This is a genomic window from Flavobacterium fragile (genome assembly GCF_023634865.1).
In the GTDB taxonomy this organism is placed as follows: domain Bacteria; phylum Bacteroidota; class Bacteroidia; order Flavobacteriales; family Flavobacteriaceae; genus Flavobacterium; species Flavobacterium fragile.
Genome location: NZ_JAMLJN010000002.1, coordinates 1 through 20,953 on the forward strand (window position 1 = coordinate 1; position 20,953 = coordinate 20,953).

7 protein-coding genes and 1 pseudogene are annotated in these 20,953 nt (G+C 34.4%); 2 read left to right on the forward strand and 6 right to left on the reverse strand.

Features of this window, described 5'->3' with window-relative positions:
* Both NAT47_RS02575 and NAT47_RS02580 read left to right on the forward strand, forming a co-directional pair.
* Positions 1-215, forward strand: a pseudogene (locus tag NAT47_RS02575) (IS110 family transposase); the annotation flags it as partial.
* Between the two features lie 100 nt (positions 216-315).
* Positions 316-489 carry a hypothetical protein gene (locus tag NAT47_RS02580; RefSeq protein WP_250579965.1) on the forward strand — a complete coding sequence of 58 codons (174 nt, stop codon included), beginning with the start codon at positions 316-318 and terminating at the stop codon, positions 487-489.
* Positions 490-641: 152 nt separating this feature from the next.
* Here the strand turns inward: NAT47_RS02580 and NAT47_RS02585 are convergent, their stop codons facing one another.
* The 6 genes from NAT47_RS02585 to NAT47_RS02610 form a co-directional block, all read right to left on the reverse strand.
* On the reverse strand, positions 642-3,119 hold the full coding sequence (locus tag NAT47_RS02585) for a P-loop NTPase fold protein (protein WP_250579967.1): 2,478 nt from the start codon (positions 3,117-3,119) through the stop codon (positions 642-644).
* A gap of 189 nt (positions 3,120-3,308) precedes the next feature.
* Entirely contained in the window at positions 3,309-3,731 is a 423-nt protein-coding gene (locus NAT47_RS02590; RefSeq protein WP_250579969.1) for a DUF6943 family protein, read from the reverse strand.
* A gap of 1,456 nt (positions 3,732-5,187) precedes the next feature.
* Entirely contained in the window at positions 5,188-10,791 is a 5,604-nt protein-coding gene (locus NAT47_RS02595; protein WP_250579971.1) for a PKD-like domain-containing protein, read from the reverse strand.
* A gap of 96 nt (positions 10,792-10,887) precedes the next feature.
* On the reverse strand, positions 10,888-12,756 hold the full coding sequence (locus NAT47_RS02600; protein ID WP_250579972.1) for an OmpA family protein: 1,869 nt from the start codon (positions 12,754-12,756) through the stop codon (positions 10,888-10,890).
* Positions 12,757-12,774: 18 nt separating this feature from the next.
* Positions 12,775-13,710 (reverse strand): PorP/SprF family type IX secretion system membrane protein, encoded by a 936-nt coding sequence (locus NAT47_RS02605; RefSeq protein ID WP_250579973.1) that lies wholly within the window; start codon positions 13,708-13,710, stop codon positions 12,775-12,777.
* A gap of 66 nt (positions 13,711-13,776) precedes the next feature.
* Positions 13,777-20,793, reverse strand: coding sequence for a choice-of-anchor J domain-containing protein (locus tag NAT47_RS02610; RefSeq protein WP_250579974.1), 7,017 nt, complete (start codon positions 20,791-20,793; stop codon positions 13,777-13,779).
* Positions 20,794-20,953 lie beyond the last annotated feature (160 nt).

The window sequence follows — 20,953 nt, forward strand, 5'->3', positions numbered from 1 at the left end:
CACACTTTTTGAGGGACAAAACACTAAAGTCTATTTTATTTAAGGCTGCGGGAAGTGCCATTCAGCACGATCCTCAATTAAAAAAATATTACCAACAAAAATTAGAAAAAGGAAAGCACAAGCTTACAGCTTTAAATGCTGTTGCAAACAAAATTGTACTAAGAATATTCGCCGTTGCAAAAAGAAATGAACCTTTTGTAAAATTAATTGCTTGATTACTTGTTTTTATCTTAGAATGCTCAGTACAGGTTAAGGATAATACTATCCTGGGCAACAAAAAAGATGAGGTTAAGCCCGAAACTGACGTTGGAGAAAATGGATAATTCCTTAACTTTGAGGGCAGGAACTTTTGGAGGATTTGCATTGAGTGTTATTCCTAATTTAACCTCAGCAGATGTCGTGAAAACCATAGTTTTAGCCTTTATTGGAGCAGTAGTGAGTTTTGGTGTTACGTTGCTTTTAAAGCAATTGACCTCAAAAAAGAAATAAGCTCAGTTTTGATTGGTAACCTTTACTGAGTGTGAGAAAGCCTAATTTTTTTACGATTAGGCTTTTTTCTCGTTAATAACTCATAGTTTATAAAATCTACAGTATTTAAGAATTAATTAGTTTCTCAAAAACCAATTTAAATTAAAAAAAAATTAAACTTTCTTTTCAATTCGTTTTAAATCTGCCGCTAAACCATTACAAATATGATCAGTTATTTCTCCATACATGATTTTCAAGTTATTTGCTTGCTTACTTTCTTTTTCTTTTAAGTAATCGATAAAAACATTTACAGATTCAAGTCTTTCTGACAATAGTCGTTTTCCGGTAGCATCCGATTGTGGAAAAATAGCTTTTAATTTTTCAAAGTATCCTTTATCAAAAATTGGTGTATCTTGTAAACATAAATCAATATAGTGAAATCTAGTACAAAGCTCTTTAAAGTAGTAATGACCTTTTGAGGTGATTCCAATATTTAGATTTTTAGGTAAAACATCCCATTCAACATCACTTAGCTGTTCGTCAGTATCAATTAAATTGAATTTTAAAAGATTTGTCAACGAATTTACAATAACATTAGCTCTATATCCAACCGAAACAAATTTGTCAATAAGATCATTACTTAGAACATTTTTATTTGCAGAACCTTTTGATTCCATTATATCAAACATGTCTTTAAGAATATAGAAATTCACAAAATGATCATCACTGTCTGTAGGCGGAATGAATAAATTATAAATAATACTAAATTCAGAATTATAATAAAGCTTGTTGTGTAAACCAATAGCTTTCACAAATTCAAAAATTGGAATTACTTGTTTATTGTCTCTATCTGAACTCTTATATCTTTCTCTAAGAATGTAATCCGTTACATTTGTATGACCAGATATAAGAAATTGTTTAAATACACGAAGTCCTTCCCTAATATTTGGATAAGTAGTAAAGTTCAAATAGTTGATTAATTCAGTGTTTTGGTCAGAAAAAAGAGAATCTTTTAAACCTGACATAAATTCTATTACAGCCTGGTTAGGTACTTCAATTTTATGCCCCATATCATTTTGACCCTTAGTAACTCCATCAATCTCCTCTAATTTTTCTAATGTATAATCTATTCGCCTTAAAAGTACTTCTGAATATTTGGGGGCAGTAATATGATAAACATTAGATTCATATGCATCAAATGGAGGTGAATATCTCCATTTGTAATAATATCCTTCACGCAATGAAATTATTGAACCACAATAAGAACTTTTAGCTAATGAATGTGCAAATAGAAATACTTTTTCTTGAATTTCAGATGAATATTGATCTGCATTATCAACAACTACAATTATACGCTTTCTATGTTCCTTGATAAGGTATTTATTTAGATGTTCTAAATGTTTTGGGAAATCTTTTTTAGATTCTTCAAGGAAAATTGCAAGTTTACTTTGATAAGATGATTCAGAATTTTGTTTGTCGTAAAGCCATATACTTTCATCATTTTCTTTTATTTTTTTAGAATATATCCTTCTTAAAGCTTTAATAGAATGTAGTTCCAATTCAGTATATGAATCGAGAGTTTTTTCAATAATTTGCTTTGCTATATTACTTGGTTCAAACGAATTATAAGAATCAAAAAAAACTCTTAAATCAATATAAACAATTAGATGATTTTTAAGAGAATCATTATCCCCAGTCTTAAATAAGTGATTAATAAATGTAGTCTTTCCTGCGCCTTTTGAACCAACAATTACAATTGGTTTTGGTGGCACTAAATTTCTTATATTTATTTCATCATGATTTATTTCTGATGAAATTTGTCCTTTTATACTAGCAGTATTAACAGCTTTCACCACGTTGGATAGTTGTGGGGCTTTGTCTCCAAACAATCTATCAATCTCATCTCTGTTCTTTTTCGTTTCACTATTTTCAACGAAACATTTTTCTATAAATTCTTTATCATCTTCGTTATCATCACTAAATATTTCACCAAATACTTTTTCTATTATCGGTGTCAGTTTAATACTAAGTGAATTTCTAACCAATTCTTTATCCCGATCAATAAGAGTTGAAAGAATTGTATTTGATTCGAATTTTTTTACAGGAAAATCAAAAATAAAACCACCATTGTTAACAATAGCATATTTTGATAAATTGTCATAAAACTCCACAAAACGAGCTTCAATATCTTCAATACCATTAAAAAGCAAACATTCATTTTCTTTCCAATTTTTCCCATCTGTATTAAATAATTTAACCAAAATGAATTGACGACCGTTTGTTAAAATTCCAAATTGTAAACCACTATCAATTGCGTAACTTCTAATTTGCTTAAATAATTCTTCATTTTCAGAATATATAGATTTGATTTTAGCTTTTTTATGTTTTGTTGGAATTGAAAAATCTTTAAAATTTCTTTTTGCTTCAATTATAAAAGTAAATCCTGGTGAGGAAATTTGATAATCAAAATACCCTGATTCTAACCTACCTTCTCTTTTAATATCTGCTTCTGACCACCCCAAAACATTAATTAGAAGGGCATCAATAAGTTTAGAACGTGTATCACTTTCATTAAGATCATTTTTTTCAAAATCACTTATATTTTCTTTGTATACATCAAAATTATTTTTGGATTCGTCTATATTTAGCATATGTGATAATTTTTTAATTATTGAATATTAAATCGTAAGATTAAATTACAAACTTTTCCAAGACAAAAAAACTTCGTATTTTAATCTAAAAGATAAAATAATTTATGTCTTCCAAATATAAATAAATTCTCTCAATATAATTTCTAAAGTAAAATTAAAAAGCTCAGACCTTTAGATCTGAGCTTGCAGTTATTTTCTTCTATACCTCATCATAATAGCGTTTTTGAGTTCGTTGATGAGGTGGATGTTTTTGTGGTGGTGGTTTTCTTGTTCCTTCAGCAGCTTTAGTGCTTGAATGTTTTTTTTGTGTAGTTCGTGTTCTCGCATCATTCGCGTTGCTCTTGGGTTGAACTCTTTTTTGAATTCATAGAGTGATAAGAAAGGAATTACAGAACCTCTCAGATATTGGGGCCAGAATTTGGATTTCCAGAGGCTCATGGCTATCCAGTAAACGTCTTCTTTTTGTTCTTCGGTTTGGAAGACTAGTACAAAGCTGTTTGTAAAAGGTTCGTTTTGTGGTTTTCCGCTATTTAGTCCTTTTGATAATACGAAAAAATGCGGTTTGGCATAGTGCGCCCCAGGTTGGTGGGTTTTAATAAAAATTGTGTCCATAGTACAAGGATTTAACAGGTTAACTTCCTTCGTCTTTCCTACGTGATTGCCCGAAATGTGATTGGAAACCGAGATGCCCCACACACATTTTTGCAAAAGAAAAAAGGAAAAAAAAGAAAGCCGTCTTGCCTTGTGGAGGGTTTCAAAAAAGCAAGTTTTACGGGTAAAATACTACCCATATGCGTCTGTGGAAACGCTAAGTGGATGTGGTGGTATTGAAAATGTATGGGTGGAGATTTTATCCGGAACCGAAGGCTTGAACTTGCTTTTTTGAATACCCGGAGCAAATCTTTGGCTTCTTTTTTATCCTTTTTTTTGTAAAAATGTTTACCCCAAATTTTCTTGTGAACTGAGGTTTTAGGGGGTGTTCAATCGGGAGTGGTGAACAAGGGTGTGGTTTTCTTTTTTTTGCTAGACGACCTCGACTAGGCACGGTTTGACAATATGGCTTTATGAAGATGATAAAAAAGAAAAACACACTCTTGTGGTGGTTTGATTTTTGAGGATGCCTGATGTGTGTTCAGTATTCAGATTTTAGTGTTCAGCAAATTGGAAAAGGGAGGCATCTTCAAAAAACAATATGATACTTCCTAGTGAGAGGGCAGTAGCGGAACAAGGGTATGGTTTTTTTGAGTGATTAGTGAATAGTGATTAGAAAACCATACTCTTGTGGGGGAAATTTGATTTTTGATAATGCCTAAAAAGTGTTCAGTGTTCAGTTTTTAGAATTCAGTGAACTGGAAATGAATGGCATTTTCAAAAAACAATGAAAATTACGTTAGCGATAGCGTTCCTATTCTTTTTCGGGTGGGTGCGGCTGGGCGCGGATATTTTACATAATAACTGTTATAACTGCCGTTGGCGTAGCATTGGGAGATGGAAGGCATTATAACACTTATTATGTAAATATAGCTTGGGAGTGGTTTTTGTGTGTTTTTAGCGTTTGTTTTTTGGAATGGGTGTAAGTGGATAAAAAAAGGCGGACTGTGCGCGAGGGGTTGGGAAAACAGGGAGCCTTTTTTTATTGACTTACTTTGGGGAAAACAAGTGCTAAAAACACACAAAATACCACTAGTGCGGTGGGGAGCGTTGGACTGGGTGGGCGCAAATAAATTAGCGAAGCGTTCCTATTTAAAACAAAGAAAACAAGAAAGCCATTTGCTTATCATCTAGCCCCGATGGGAGTGATACCGTGTTTAACAGACAGCGGGAAAATGGAAACCAAGAATGCCCGAGCTATTCGCTTGAAATAAAAAAAAGTACATTTTATTTTAGGTTGTATCGTTTAATTGCTTTGGTTGTTCGTCATATTTAAAAAAAATTACTTTTTATTCTAATAAAAAAGATGCCGAAAACTAATCCAGCATCTTAATTAATCAAACCAATATTAAAACTTAAAAACTATCTTTATAATCTTACCTTATGCAAAATTTATTTGAACAATGCATTAGATAGACTACCTTTTTAGAGAAAAATGCCCTTTGAATTGTTTTAAAACATCGGGTTCAAAATATTCTATGGTAAACCAATAATCAGTAGATGGTAATTGTTGTTGATTAAAAGTTCCATCCCATTTTTCAACACCTCTTAGTTTTTTAATTAATTTACCATATCGATCAAAAATGTGAATAACATCTGTATCTTTTAATCCTGCTACGAACCATTCATCATTAAATCCGTCTCCATTAGGAGTGAAGTATTGAGGATAATCTATGACAAAAACCGTTTGAACAAGATATGTACAACCCTGAGTATCAATAACAGTAATGATATGATTTCCAGGACTAACATTTGTGAAGCTATTTAATTCTTGAAGTGCACCATTATCTAATTGGTATTGAAAAGTTCCTGAGCCACCTGACACTTCAATTGTTATGGTAGCATTATCATTAAAATAATCTGTTTGTGTGGTAGTAAAACTCGATGCAGGAATTGTTGACCCAACATTTGCACTGACTTCTAGGGACTCGCAATTTGTAACTGTACTTGTTGCTATCACACTATATGTGCCAGTTTCAGATGCTTCATAAGTATAACTATTAGAATTTGGTATTTGATTACCATTATAAAACCAAACAAAATCATATTCTACATTGTTTAAACCAGTATCTAATAGATACGTTTGAAAAGAATTACCCAATGCATCCACACAAATATTTCCATCTGTTAAAACGGGTTGTGGTAAAGGATTCACATATACTCTGACTACAATTGGAATTCCAGTACAACTATCTAATCGAGGTATGATTGTATAATCAACATATCCTTGTGTATTCCCTGTTGTGGTTAAAACTTGTTGAATCAATGCGTTTAAACCTGTTGCTGTTCCTGAAGATGCACCATTTACATTTACGGCATTTACTGTCCAATCAAAAATAGTATTTTGATTAAATGTAGAAACCAAAATGGCTGTAGCTTGATTGGTACATATAGGAGGATGAGAAGGATCTGCAAACATTTCTGGAGTAGGATTAACTAATACTGTAACAGTTTTAGGCAGACCATTACAACCATTTAAACTAGGTGTTACTTCATAAGTAACAGACCCTTGATTTAAACCAGTTGTTGTTAAATTTTGTTGGATGATTGTTCCTGTTCCATTTGATGCACCTGTAATACCGTTACTACTAAGAACAACCCAATTAAAAGTAGTAGCAGAAATTGAACTTATAAAAGATATATTAGTATTTTGGCCCGAGCAAATTGGATTTGGGTTACTAATGATAACTAAATCAGGTATTGGGTTTACGAGTACCCTAACTTGTTGTGCAGGCCCTGCACATCCATTAACTAAAGCTATAATTTCATAAATAACTTCAGCTGGAGCCGTTGTACCTGCAACCATATTTAAAGTTTGACTTATAGTGTTTCCCGAACCTGCTGTAGCGCCTGTAATATTTGCACCTACAACTGTCCAAGAGAAAGTGGCACCTGTAACATTACTTGATAATTGGATATTAGTTGTACCACCAGAACAGAAACTAGGATTTGAATTTGTTGGTATCACAATAGGCAAAGGAGTAACAATAGCCTGAACTGTTATTGGAGTACCCGGACATCCATTAGCAATTGGAGTAACCGAATACACCACTACTCCATTTGAAGCAGTTGTAGCTGTTAATGTATCTGAAATTACTGTACCACTTCCTGCGGTAGCTCCTGTAACATTCGTTTGGCTAACCACGGTCCAATTGAAAGTAGTTCCTGCAACAGAACTCGTTAAATTGATACCCGTTGTAGTTCCAGAACAAATCGTTTGAGGTGAAGGATTTGCAATTGCATCTGGAATTGGAGTAACCGTAACCGTCGAACTTGTTGATAAAGATTGATTACAGCTAGAACTTGGAGTTGTTAGTGTAACATCTACTAAAGTATAAGTTGAGTTTGCAGTTAAAACCGGAGTAGCTACTGAAGCGTTTCCTGCTGCATTTAATGTTATAGTTTGATTGGCACCGCCGTCAATAGTATAATTTACTACAGCATTTGGTGTACCTGAGAAAGTTACAGTACCTGAAGTTCCAAAACAAATTGTTGGAGTAGAAATAGCCACTGTTGGCAATCCTAGAACCGTTACAACTGCACTTCCAGATGCTGTGTTTGAACAAGCTCCATTAACACTTACCAACTGATAAGTCGAATTTGCTGTTAAATTTGGAGTTGTAATAGAAGCAACACCTGCTGCATTTAATGTTATTGTTTGATTCGCTCCTCCGTCAATATTATAAGTTACTACTGCATTTGGGGTTCCTGAAAAACTTATTATTGTATTTCCACCTGAACAAATTGATATTGTTCCTGAAATAGAAGCAGTTGGCAAACTCGTTACTACAACTGTTGCATTTGCAGTTAAATTTTGACTACAAGCAGGTGTTGCCGTTGTAACAACACTTATCAATTGATAAACTGCATTAGCTGTTAATACAGGAGTAGTTAATGTCGCTGCTCCCGATGCGTTTAAAGTAATCGTTTGATTAGCACCACCATTTACTGTATAAGTTACCACTGCATTTGGTGTTCCAGAGAAAGTTACTGTTCCTGTATTACCTGAACATATGGCATTGGCAGAAACAGAAGCTGTAGGTAAAGGTAAAACCGTTACAGTTGCACTAGTAGTTATTATTTGCGTACAAACAGGAGTCGTTGCAGATGCCACACTCACTAATGCATATGTTGAATTTGCTGTAAGTATTGGTGTAGCTACTGAAGCTGTTCCAGAAGCATTTAATGTAATCGTTTGGTTGGCTCCTCCATTTACGGTATAAGTTAACACTGCATTTGGTGTTCCCGAAAAAGAAACGGTTCCAGAAGTTCCACTACAAATTGTAGGCGCAATAACCGAAGCAGTTGGCAATGGTAAAACCGTTACTATTGCACTACCAGTTGCCGTATTAGGACAAGCGCCATTTACACTTACTAAAGTATAAGTGGTCTCCGCTGTTAATGCAGGTGTTGTTAACGTTGCATTTCCACTTACATCTAAAACAATAGTTTGATTGGCACCACCATTTACTGTATAAGTCACTGTAGCCCCAGCTGTTCCAGTAAAATTAATTACTGTAGTTGTTCCTGAACATATAGTAGCTGATCCCGATATAGAAACTGTTGGCAAACCAGTCACAATAACGGTTGCATTTGTAGTTAAATTTTGACTACAAATTGGAGCTGATGTTGTTACAATACTCACCAATTGGTAAGTAGCGTTTGCTGTTAAAACAGGAGTAGTTAATGTAGCATTTCCAGAGGCATTTAATGTAATCGTTTGATTAGCTCCTCCATTTACGGTATAAGTTACTACTGCATTTGGTGTTCCTGTGAAAGTTACTGTTCCAGTATTTCCTGAACATACCGTATTGGCAGAAACAATTGCTGTAGGTAAGGCTTGAACGGTGACTAAACTTGACCCTGTTTGTGGTTGCGTACATATAGGTGTTGTTGCGGAAGCGACACTAACCAAAGTATAAGTTGAATTTGTTGTTAGTATTGGAGTAGTGACTGAAGCAGTCCCAGATGCATTTAAAACTATAGTTTGATTAGCTCCACCATCTATTGTATAAGTCACTGTAGCGTTAGGCGTTCCATTAAATTGAATCGTTGCTGAAGAACCGGAACAAATGGTTGTATTAGCTGAAATAGTTGCTGTTGGCAAACTTAAAATTGATATGATTGCACTACCCGATGCAGCATTAGTACAAGTTGTTGCCACACTAACTAAATCATAAGTTGTATTTGCTGTTAAAGCTGGAGTAGTTAATGAAGCGTTTCCGCTTGCATCAAGTAAAATTGTTTGATTAGAACCTCCATTAATAGTATAAGTTACTGTAGCTCCAGGAGAACCTGAAAATGTAATAACCGAAGTATTTCCAGAGCAAATAGAAGCTGTTCCTGAAATTGATGCCGTAGGTAATCCTGTAACCAAAATAGTTACGCTATCATTTTGTGCTATAGTACATAAGGGTGCTGAAGTGGTTTCAACATTTACCAACTGATAAGTTGAATTAGCTGTTAAAACTGGGGTTGTCAATGTTGCTGTTCCAGATGCATTCAATGTAATTGTTTGATTAGCACCTCCATCAACAGTATAGGTCACAAGAGCATTTGGAGTACCTGTAAAGGTTACCGTTCCTGAGGTTCCTGAACATACTGAACTAGTAGCGGTAAGGCCTGCAATTAATTGAGGTTGAACTAATACTGTTGCCGAAACATTAGTATTAGTAGTACAATATGGAGCATTTGGCTCAGTAATACTAGTAATTAATAAGGTATGAGTTCCAGCAGGTAAAGCCGGTAAACTTATTTGAAAAGTTCCACTTCCGTTTAATGTTGCTGTTTGAGTAGCACCACCATCAATAGTGTAATTAATAATTGCACTAGGTAATCCCGTTAAATCAAAAATAGCAATATCACCAAAACATATAGTATTATTAGATGATACAGTAGGTGCAGGTGGATTTGACACATTAATCGTTACCGATACGTTCTTATTTCTTGAACATAAGGTTGTTACATTATCTGTTCCAAGTGTTCTAACACTCACTAGTCTGTAAACTGTGGTACTGGTTATTGGAGTAATGATTTGAAATGAACCCGAACCATCAAGAGTAGCAGATTGTACGCTACCTCCATTTACTGTATATTCAATAACCGCATTTGGAGTTCCAGTAAAATTAATAGTTGCATTCGTATTAGCACAAACAGTACTCTCAGCAACAGAAATAGAAGCATCGGGCACTGGGTATACTTTTAATTGAAGTGTGGTAATTGTATTACAACCTGAAACATTATCTTTTACTTTTACATATATCGTTTGAGGATTTGATGTATTTCCATAGATACTAGGAAGTTCGTTTACCCCATCTGTTGCATTTGCTAGATTAGTGTAAAAAGAAACTGTATTATTCGTTAAATCAGAATTAATTTGAGGTCTAACACTGTTAAGATCAAAAATTCCAACGTTTGGAGTAACGCTACAAGTTCTTACCTCGGGTAAATTATTAGCTACAGGTGGAGTTGGAAAAGCACCGCCAGCATCCATTGCTGACCCCGTCCATTGGATTTGAAAACCACCAGCGCCAACTGGTCTATCAATAACGATATAGTACGATTGTCCGGCAACCACATCTAGCCATCTAACAAATCCATTACCATTAGCTCCTGGACCGGCAGTTGTTGTAGCAGAAGTTCCTATCATACCGGTAACATTACTTGTAAGACCGGCTTGTTGCGGATTTGTTGTACAACAGCGAATTGGTGAACCAAGACTACCACAAGATCTGTTTGGTCCATACACCCAAAAGTCATAATCTACGGATATTGATGGGTCATCTGGAATTAGGTTAAAACCTAAAGTTCCAGTTCTTACAATATTGACTTTCATCCAAAAAGAATTGTGTTCGAAGCCCCCACAGCCCGCCACTTCTTGAAGGTTACCAATACCCGTAGCATTTGAACTAAAATTACCATTGCCACAAACTATAACTGCATTACTACAATCATTAGGAGCTTGAGCAAAAAGATTAAACGTTGCTAATACTAATAAAAAAAAATATACTGTACGAATCATTAACTTAACTTTATAATCAATTTACAATAGCTAACCTAGTAAAAACAGATTAGCTATTGCTTTATTTAAACAATTTTTTGTCGCTTAACAATAAAATTATTTTTTTACTATAATAAATTCAGAACGTCTGTTGGTAGCGTTTTCTTCTTCGGTACAGTTTGATCCGCAATTTACCTTAGGTTCTGAACTACCGAACCCTTTTCCAGAAATACGTTCTTTATTAATTCCTTTAGAAACAATGTATTGAACAGTAGCTTGAGCTCGTTGTTCAGATAATTTTGCATTATACTGCATACTACCCTTAGAATCTGTATGTGACTTAACAAAAATTATCATAGATGGGTTTTCCTGCATCACTTTAACTAATTTATTAAGTTCTTCAGCTCCCATCAGCGTAATATTAGATTTATTATATTCGAAATACACATTACCCAAAATAACTTCTGTTTCAGTAATCGTTACCTCATTTGGATTCAATCTTAATGGAATCATTAAAAACGCTTCTTTATTATTTTCAAACTTATGCGTAATGGTTTCATAATTTGGAGCCACTACTTGTAACATATAGTTTGAATTGCATGTAAGATTAAAAATAATTTTTCCGGTATTATCCGTTTTCTTAGCTTCAATTATATTATTTTTTGCATCCAATACAGAAACAAGAGCATCCGCAATTGGTTTACCTGTTTTTACATCGGTTATAATAGTTGTGACTTCTGTACCACAAACTGGAGTTGCTTGATAAATAGCATCGTATCCTGAACGATTTGAAGCAAAGTATCCTACATTTTTGGAACTATTTAAATTTATAGAAAAATCATCACTTTCGGTATTTACAGGTTTGCCAAGATTAACCGCTTCTTTTGGATTTCTAAGATCCACTTTAAAAATATCTAATCCACCAAATCCTTGAAGACCATTTGACGAGAAATATAAAATAGAGTCAGCTGCGATAAATGGGAACACTTCTCTACCCGGAGTATTTATTCTTTTTCCTAAGTTTTCAGGTTTTCCATAACCATTTTCTTTTATTTCTATTTTCCAGATATCACTTTCTCCGTAACCACCAGGCATATTAGAGGAAAAATATAATGTTTTACCATCTAAACTCAAAGACGGATGACTAACGGAATACGAAGTACTGTTTATTGGTAACGCCTCTCCGATTGACCATTTCCCATTCACTTTGACTGCTTTGTAAATTCCTAATTGAGCAATTTTAGCATTATTTTTTTTGTCTTTTGTATACAAATTAGAACTATGTCCATCTCTAGCAAAAAACATTGTATTTCCGTCTTGGCTAATTGCTACGGGGCCATCATGAAATGGCGTATTCAATTCTTTTACTTCTGTCACTTCCGTAAAAACACCATTTTCATTACGGTTTGCCTTAAAAATATTAAAATAAGGCTGATTAGACCATTTATCAGTTTTATTTGATTTTCTTGAACTTACAAAATACAATTCGTTTTCATTCGTTAAAAAAGGTGCAAAATCATTACTTTTTTCAGTAGAAAAAGAGGTGTTTTCAACAAAGAAAAGAGCTTTTGCTTCGTTCAATGAATTGTAATAGTTTGGGTTCGCTTTATGCGCTTTAGCTCTTTCATCACTTGGTGCTAAATCAGCAAATTTATCCATGATATGGTTCGCTTCTTTATAATTACCATTAGACTTTAAGCATTGTGCATAACGATAAAATGTTTCCGAATCTGCAGCTCCTTGAATTGCTTTTTCATACCATTTCACAGCTTCTTTTGTATTAAAAATATGGTAATACGAATCTGCTAAATTTTTGTAAACGTGCTGATCTGCATTTTTATTATTAACCAATTGTAAATAAGCATCAATTGCATTCACATATTGATAACTTTCAAAAAACTGGTCTGCTTTTTTAGAAGCTTTGGTTTGAGCCCCTATTGAAAGAGAAACCAAAAATAAACTAAAAACAATATATTTTTTTTTCATTTGTCAATTCGTATAATATTAGAAAAACCTTGGTGAAACGGAAACCCTTTTTGGCATATTTAAATCAAACAACAGCATGAATTCGTGAGATGCTGGTGTAGTAACATTTAAGTCAGACACAATATGATCATAAGCATATCCTATTCGAATGCTTGGCGAAATAGCATAATTAACCATTGCTCCATAAGAATCATCCAAGCGATAAGTAGCGCCAATCTCAAATTTATTTAAGAATAAAGCATTTGCTGATACATCAATAGAAGCTGGTACTCCAAAAGCAGATTTCATCATAAATGAAGGCTTAAATTTCATAGTCTCTGATACGTCAAACACATATCCACCGGTAATAAAAAAATGTTGTTTTTCACTACCAAATTCATATTGTTGTCCATTTTCACGAACATCCAAATACGTGGTTTCTAGCATATTTGGAATTGAAGCCGCTAAATAATACTTCTGAGTATAATAAAACAATCCAGTTCCAATATTAAAATAGATATTACTAGTATTCTCTTGAAAAGCAATATCTCCTGGCTGAGGTACATAACCATTACCGATATCACTAAACAAACCTACTTTGTGAAAAGTAAGTCCCGTTTTTAATCCTAAGGCTAATCGATGCTCTCCTCCTAAATTTAGAGTATAGGAAAAATCTCCATACATATTATTTTCTTCAACTGGTCCAATTTTATCAGATATAACAGATAGTCCTAAACCTACATTTTTTCCTACTGGACTATGCACTGATAAGGTAGCTGTTTTAGGAGCACCATCAACATTTACCCACTGTTGACGGTAAAGCAATCCAATAGACAGAGACTCCTTAGACCCCGCATAGGCAGGATTCATAACATTCATATTATACATGTATTGTGTATAATGTGGATCTTGTTGTGCCTTTGCCTTACAGCTAAAAAATGTTAGTACTAGTAAGGTTATAATTCGTTTTTTCATTATGAAATAAATTATAATAAGTTATAGTCTACCTATTTAAAAAAATAGGCAGACTGTATTTAATTTTTAAAATTGTCTAATTACGTAAACCCAACCCGTTACTGTATCACCATTTTGTAAAGTGATACTATAAAAGTAAGTACCATCTGGCAAGTTAGAACCATTCTTTTCGGTACCTTTCCACTGATTGGTGTAGTTACCACTATACGAATACACTTCTCTTCCATAACGATTGAATATACTAACTTCTCTAGCTCCTAATCCTGTTAAATCAAAAGTATCGTTATCACCATCACCATTAGGAGAAATTCCTCTTGGAATTAGCGAACATTTATTGGCTTCTAATACATATGACTGAGAAAACTCACATGCTAATTCTGTAGTAGTTACAGTAAGTGTTGTTGGTAAAGAAATTGTACTATTTAGAGCTAAATAATCGTTAACATTTAATGTTGGTGCATTAGTCCCTATTGTATTACCATTACCATCTTGCCAAATATAATTTACTCCAGATAAATCAGCACCATCAGTAGGAATTACATTCAAGTACATTATTTGAGAATCACAACTACTTTCAATTTCGAAAGCTACTGCTTTCGTTACATTTAAAGTAAATGTTGCGCTACCTGCCAATGTACAATCTACACGAGGTAAATCGTAAGTAATTTGATAAGTACCTGCTAAACTTGTTGCCAAATTAATAGCACCTGTTGCACTATCAATTGTCAATCCTGAAGGTGCAGCACTATAAGTACCTCCTGATGTAAAACCAGTTGAAGGAATTAACATAGGATTAGTGCCTGAAGTACAGTACTCATTAGAATCATATGTAAAATCAACAACAGGAGTAATTAATTCATTAACTACAACCTCAATAGCAGTTCTTGGTCCTGCGCATCCATTACCATCCACTAAAGCTACATAATAAGTAGTTGTACCTACTGTAGCAGTTGAAGGAGTTGGTGCATTAGCATCTCCTGTACCTCCTACTGCAACTGTATACCATTCTAATGTGTATCCAGAAGGAGCAGTAGCAGTTAATTGAGTAGCGGTTTCTGTTGCACAATATATAACAGGTGTTGTAACTGTTGGAACTTCACTTATCCCTTGATAAGTTAAAGTTAAAGATTCTTCACAATAACGTGTTTTCCAATGGTAAACATAAACCCCAGGAGTATTAAAACCTGAAACTGTAGTAGTGTTACTGTTTGAATCTTGAATAATCGTTTCCGCTGGGTTATTAGCGTCTGCTATCCATTGTCCCACACCATTAGCTTGTACAGTAACTATTTGATTACAACTTATTGTAGTGTCTTGAGTTACAATATTTGTTATAGGTTTAAAGTTGGCTGCATCTAAAAGGTGGCCTATTTCATAATTTCTCACTCTAAAAATAAAGCGTGTAGTAGTTTGTCCTTGCGGCACATTGTAAATACCTTCAATTAAGCTCCACACTAAAGTAGCTGAAGTATGTTCCGTAACCATTGTGAACGGACCAGTTGGAGGTCCAGCCCATAATTCGAGTGTTGTTCCTGGAGCAGAGGCTAATCTAGATGCAGAGGCAAAACTATAACTCATTTTTTGAATTTCCGAAGTATCAAAATCTTTGTATAATCCTTTGATATTTGGATCTGCAGGATTCCAAGTACTCGCATTATCATGAGTTAACTGAAGACATTGCCCCCCTTCATAAGGAATAATTCCCGGAGAATTTCCTTCTTCTTGGAAGAACATGGTTCCCCAATTGGTACTTACTCTCCATCCTGGAGTAACAGTTCCATCAATAATAGTTGAAATTCCTGTTACTGATTGCATAGGTAATTTTTCAAAACTATAATTGAATGCATTTCTTTCACAAAGATCTGCTGGCGTGCTCACACAAATATCGAATTTTTTATTATTTGGAGTAACACCATTATAAGCTACTCTAATTTTGTAAGTTGATCCTATTACACATTCTGATGCATACTCAGCTACAATAGCGTTATTTTCACTACACGCTTTTTGAAATAAAGTTCCATCAGGTTGTACTTCGTAAAGTGTAATTATAGTTCTAGGCCAAGTGCCATTAGAAGAACTTGCTCCTGTATAATAACTACCTGGACCAAAATTACTCAATTCAACTGTATGTACTTTAGATGTTGCTACAAATTCGTACCAAATATCACCCCCATTTAGACCACCACAAGATGACATTTCTGGAGATACGGTAGCCCCTAAGAAAGAAGCTTGAGTTCCTTTATTTGTACAAGTTCCTCCTGTATTAACAGGTAGTACTATTGCAGTAGAAGCTTCGTCATTTTTAACAAAAACTTTTGGCCCCGACCAGTAACTTTTATCTGAAGCACTACAAACTGCTCTCACAAAAAACTCATTAGTACCGGTTAAAGAATTAATAAAGTCTGATGCCTGCGGAGTATAAGAAGGCGTATTAACAATAACACCTGACTGTGGCAGCGAACCTAAAGCTAAAGGTTGTACGAATACTTCCCACTGTGTTTCCGTACCTCCTGGTGTCCAAGATAGTACTCCTAAATTACTAACCGCTAAATTTGTTGGTTGTGGGCAAGTAACTGCACCACAATTTGAAACACCCGAATAAATTGTAGCGTTTATTGAACCCATTCCACGTGGACTAGTCCAAACGATATTTCCTTGATAATCACGAATTGTTACTTGCGCATTTGAATACTGAGTTCCATTACCTTGACCTTGCCAATATAAACTAAATTCCATTCCTCTACATAAATACACCTGATAATCTAGAGGAGTTGTATTTGTTGGAAATCTTAATGCTTGAATCATTTGATTGTTTTGCATTACGTTTATACTTTCTTGAGCCCTACCCGTAGTACCATTATCTAAAGTTATGGTATATAAACAAATGTTTGTTAAATCACATTTTGTAAGTAAGTCGAAAGGACCCGACCAAACGCTTTGATTTGTTCCACTACAAATAGCTCTTACATAAATTTGATATCTAGTAGAAGGTGTTAAGCCAGAAATTAGATATGGATGTGAAGTTGTCGTTTGTAAATATTGTGGTAAAGTATTACCCGATGGCGCAGGAGAACCATATGGTTGAATTGAAATTTCCCATTGTGTTTCGTTGCTACCTGAATCCCAATTAACTTCAGCTGATGTATCTGTAATTGTATTAGCGTTTATAGCCACATTATATACAGGAGGACAAGAAGGTATATCTTCTATAATTACCTGGTCAATAAATAAGAATTGTCCTCTATAATTCCATGCATTTGGTGGATAGTAAGGTACTTGAAAAGCAATATTAATATTTGAAGGTACCGTAATATTAGTAAGGTTAATTACCATTTCGCGAACCTCTGTATTGTTAATTACTTCATGAATAAATTCAACAGACAATGGTCCTGCTAGAGTTAATGTAGCTGCGTTTGTTAGTGTTATAGTATTTCCAGATATACTAGCTACGTTTGTAGGATATGGCAAAGGCCAACCCGGAATCCAAACCCTATCACCTACTCGAGCTCCTTGTGCGTCAGCAACTGTTATGATATTAGAACCAGCAGTGGTTCCGGTTGCAGTACTGGTAAGGTAATTGTTTTCATATAAAATAGTAGTAAATTGACTTATATCTGTTCCGTTAGTTGATACTCTTACCTTCAAATCTTCTTCAAAATTTGAACTTAACGTTTTATAATAAAAACGTAATCTTTGGTTAGGTCTTACCATCAAAGTTGGAGAAATTAACCAATCGTCATTATTACCATTAGTCCCTGAAAATATGGCTGCCATTTGGTCACCAAAAATTGGATTTACAGGCTGATTTAATCCCCAAAAGTTTGAATTTTGATTGTTGTCAACCACCTTCCAACAAGACTCAGTTAATGAATTGGAATCAAACGTTTCTGTAAATGGTGTTGAGTAAGGACTACAAATAGTTCTAAATTCGAAAGGACCAATCCACTCACTATTCCCATTACTACCACAAACAGCTCTTACATAATATTCATAAACTGTATTTTCTGTTAATCCAGTTGCGTTAAATGTTGGAGTTATATTTACAATAGTTCCAGAACCTGAAGGAGTTCCTAAAGAAGGATCTTGAATTACTACTTCCCATTGTGTTTCTGAGAAACCAGTAGTCCAAGTTAATGTAGCAGTATTGGTTCCAATATTAGAAACCAATAAATCTGATGGATTTGGACATAAAGGTGCATCTTCTATACTGAAATCATCAATGAAAACCAAACCAGTATTTCTTGGGTTACTCATATTGGATGGTAAGTGAAATGCAAAATAAGCAGGTCCTGTTCCATTAAAAATGACAAAATTCTCTTGATAATCCACGTTTGTAAAATCGTGAGCCGGAATCAATACAGTATAAGTGCTGAAATCTGGAGAAGAAGACATTATAACTTCAAAATTCCCTCTCTCTACAGGATTAAAAATATTTGAAGCAACTTTGTACTTATACTTTAACATTTTTTGTCCCACAACGTTTACTTGAGCCGAAACTAAGTAGTCGTCATAAGATACAAATGGATTCATAAACAAGTCTCTACCAGAGATTGATGCCTCAGTATCTCCTATCGTCCACACAGAATTACGATCACCATTTCTATTGATTACAGACCAACAGAATTTTTTAGTATTTACATCGACCGTATTTAAACTTTCAAAATAAGGAACAGGCTGTGCATCACATAATGTATTGAAAGGAACTGGTCCTACCCAAACACTTTGTTCAGTTGTATTACAATATGTTCTAATGTAGTATTCATAACGTGTTGATGGCGTTAAACCTGTTTTGATAAATGGATTAGATGTAACTAATTCACCACTACCTGTTGGTACCCCAGAATTTAGTGGTTGAACAGCAATCTCCCATTGTGAATTGTTATAGCCATTAGTCCAATAAAATTGAGCTGAAGTTTGAGTAATTGTTCCCGCCGTTACACCTGGATAACTTGGAGGAGAACACGCAGGTAGATCTTCTATGTATACATCATCTATATAAAAGTTTGTAGATGTATTTATGTATCCTGGAGGTAAATACCAAGCAATATTAACTTCACCTACAATATTTGCCGGAACGACCACAATCATTTCTACGTAATTATTCCCTGTTTCATAAGTAGCAATAGGTAATAACTCTGTAGTAAAATTATTTGGACCAATACCTGTTGTAGACAGTTTCATCATAAAAGAAGACTCTCCTAAAACATAACCTGTTGCATTGGTATATCCACCAAAACCTTTATATTTAAAACGGATTTGTTTTTGATTAACTCCATCAAAATTAATCCTAGGAGAAACCAACATGTCATTCGTTTGATTTCCAGAATCAGAAGTACGAAGTCTTACAATTTGTCCTTGTACTGGTGGACTATCAGGCGCACCCGAATAAACAAAGATTCTACCATCTCTATTTAAATCTAATGAAGTCCAACATTGTGGTTCCGCATCGGTAGCGTTTGTAAACTGTGTTGAATAAGGAGTTGAAAAAGTAGTACATTGCGTTCTAAACAACAAAGGACTACTCCATTCCCCAGGTACTCCACCACATACTGATCTAACGTATAAATGATATCGTGTATTAGGATTTAATCCTGAAACGTTAACGTTAGTATTCGTGTTAGTTGGCGTAATTATATCACCAGCAGCAGGAACTCCATCAGATGCAAGCTTTACAACATATTCCCAATTACTAACTAAGTTTTGAGGGTTTTCCCAAGATAGAGTAACATTGTTATGTAATAAATTTTCATAAGCCAAACCTGAAGGTCTTGGACAAGTTGGGGCTGATAATGTAAAAGTAAAACATACACTAGCGCCAGGTCTATCAGGATAATATTGATAAGGTGAAGAAATCACAAAGTAATACGTTTGTCCCCCTTGTAAAAAAAGATTCTCAATTTGTACCGAATTCCCAGCTGAAGAACCTGTTACAACAGCAGCTAAACAATTGGCTGTTGATCCAATTCCTGAACAACTATCAAAAACGAAAACACTTGAAGAAGCATTGTAACAACCTGATGCACTATTCACAGTAGCTACTTGGCTGATGTTGACCAAGCCTGAAACTGTTGGAGTATAAGATAGAATCGCATGGTCTCCCTCAAGCCAATTCATGGTTTGACCCACTGGCTGACAACTTAACCCTTGCGAATTCATTGGAGTATAATTTTGAAAATCGTGAAACAAACTCAAATTAGAACTCAATACATACGGAGTTGAAGTAACCGTATTTGGAATAACAATTGGAGTAGCACAACTTAATCCCAATCTTGCAGTAGTTACAGGAAAAGGACCTGCCCATTGGCTAGCTGTTGTTGCGTCACAAATAGTTTTTATATACACATCATAATTAGTACCATCGGTTAAACCAGTAGCATTATAAGAAAATCCATTTACTGGAGTTCCAGAAGCACCAATACCAGATCCTTGGGGTACAATTTGAATCTCAAAATTTGTTGCACTTGAATGGTTCCAACTAATTAAACCACTATTTGCAGACATGGTACTCACAATGCCTGTTACTTGTGAACAACTTTCGATAACACGAACATTATCTATGAACCAACTATCACCACTAGTGGCTGTTGTTCCGGTTTGTTGCGTTATAGCTACAAATGCCAAGAAAACGGGAACACCTTGTGGAATAGATGGAATCGTTACAATTTTTTCTTCAAAAGTAGTAGCCGAAACATTTAATTGCGCTTCAGTCCATGATTGTAACACCACGTTAAAACTTGCAATATCAGGCTGTACAGCAGTAGAAAGCCTAAGTTGATAAATAGTCCCTCTATTGGTAAAACTTCCTTGTTTAGTAAGAAATCTAATTTCACTATTGGCTGGAGTAATAAATTGAGGTGTTATAAAATAGTATTCTGCTGTAACCCCTACTGTATTGTTTAATGCAGGATTTACCACTGCTCCAGGTGTATTTTGATACCCTCCTGTAGCAGTAGTAGGCCCCCAGTTATTACTAACAGTTTGATTACTTGTGATTGCCCAACTTGCTGGAATACCGGAATTAAAATCTTGAAGTGTTAATTGTGCTGATGTAGAATTTGAAAAAAATCCAAATAGTAATATCATAAAAACACTTATTTCAAATCTTTCTCTTAGACTAAGAAAAACATTTGAAATAGATATCCATTTTGATATTGAAATTTCTTTTAGCATTTTTTGTGAATTATAGTTATTATGATCTTAAAAAATAAAATAGTAAGGCAAATAAATGCCTTACTATTCTAAT

Coding starts and splice junctions, on each gene's coding strand:
- NAT47_RS02600 (WP_250579972.1), bottom strand. CDS start 12,756: ATGAAAAAAAAATATATTGTTTTTAGTTTATTTTTGGTTTCTCTTTCA.
- NAT47_RS02595 (WP_250579971.1), bottom strand. CDS start 10,791: ATGATTCGTACAGTATATTTTTTTTTATTAGTATTAGCAACGTTTAAT.
- NAT47_RS02585 (WP_250579967.1), bottom strand. CDS start 3,119: ATGCTAAATATAGACGAATCCAAAAATAATTTTGATGTATACAAAGAA.
- NAT47_RS02590 (WP_250579969.1), bottom strand. CDS start 3,731: ATGGACACAATTTTTATTAAAACCCACCAACCTGGGGCGCACTATGCC.
- NAT47_RS02610 (WP_250579974.1), bottom strand. CDS start 20,793: ATGATATTACTATTTGGATTTTTTTCAAATTCTACATCAGCACAATTA.
- NAT47_RS02605 (WP_250579973.1), bottom strand. CDS start 13,710: ATGAAAAAACGAATTATAACCTTACTAGTACTAACATTTTTTAGCTGT.
- NAT47_RS02580 (WP_250579965.1), top strand. CDS start 316: ATGGATAATTCCTTAACTTTGAGGGCAGGAACTTTTGGAGGATTTGCA.